Genomic DNA, 791 nt, shown 5'->3' with positions numbered 1-791 from the left:
ATGGTCAAGGACTTCAAGGCCCGCGGCGTCCCGATCGACTGCGTCGGCTTCCAGGCGCACTTCAACTCGGGCAACCCCGTCCCGTCGAACTACGACGTGACCTTGCGCAACTTCGCCGACCTGGGCGTGGACGTGCAGATCACCGAGCTCGACATCGAGGGCTCCGGCACCTCGCAGGCCGAGCAGTTCCGCGGCGTCACGCAGGCGTGCCTCTCGGTCGCCCGCTGCACCGGGATCACGGTCTGGGGCGTGCGTGACAGCGAGTCGTGGCGTGCCTCGGGCACCCCGCTGCTCTTCGACGGCTCGGGCAACAAGAAGGCCGCGTACAACTACACGCTCGACGCCCTCAACGCGGGCAGCGGCACGACGGACCCGGGCACCAACCCGACCACGAGCCCGACGCAGAACCCGGGCAACGGGACGGGCACGTGCACGGCGACGTACTCCGAGGGCGAGAAGTGGAACGACCGCTTCAACGGGGTCGTGACGATCCGCGCCAACGGCAACATCAGCGGGTGGTCCTCGACCGTCACGCTGCAGGGTTCGCAGCGCATCATCGCGACGTGGAGCGGGACGCCGAGCTGGCCCTCCGCCAACGTCATGGTGATGCGGGGCAACGGCGGGTTGTCGAACGGCCAGACCGCGTCCTTCGGGTTCACGGTCCAGCACGGCGGCAACTGGACGTGGCCGACCGTGAGCTGTGCGGCGTCGTGACGACCTGATCGTCCACGGTTGACCGGCCCTCCCCGGTCGGCTGCACGGTGACGCAGCGGGCGTGGTGCCTCGGCACC

The 791-nt window shown here is 69.4% G+C and carries 1 protein-coding gene; it reads left to right on the top strand.

What is annotated here, in order from left to right; translation table 11 throughout:
- Nucleotides 1–714, top strand: a 714-nt coding sequence (locus H9657_RS09205; protein WP_191782603.1) for an endo-1,4-beta-xylanase, incomplete at its 5' end; no start/stop codon positions are given.
- Between the last annotated feature and the right edge of the window lie 77 nt (nt 715–791).

It is taken from the genome of Cellulomonas avistercoris (genome assembly GCF_014836445.1).
GTDB lineage: Bacteria > Actinomycetota > Actinomycetes > Actinomycetales > Cellulomonadaceae > Cellulomonas > Cellulomonas avistercoris.
Note: the sequence above shows the minus strand (reverse complement) of the source record. Positions and strands in the feature narration are given on the sequence as shown.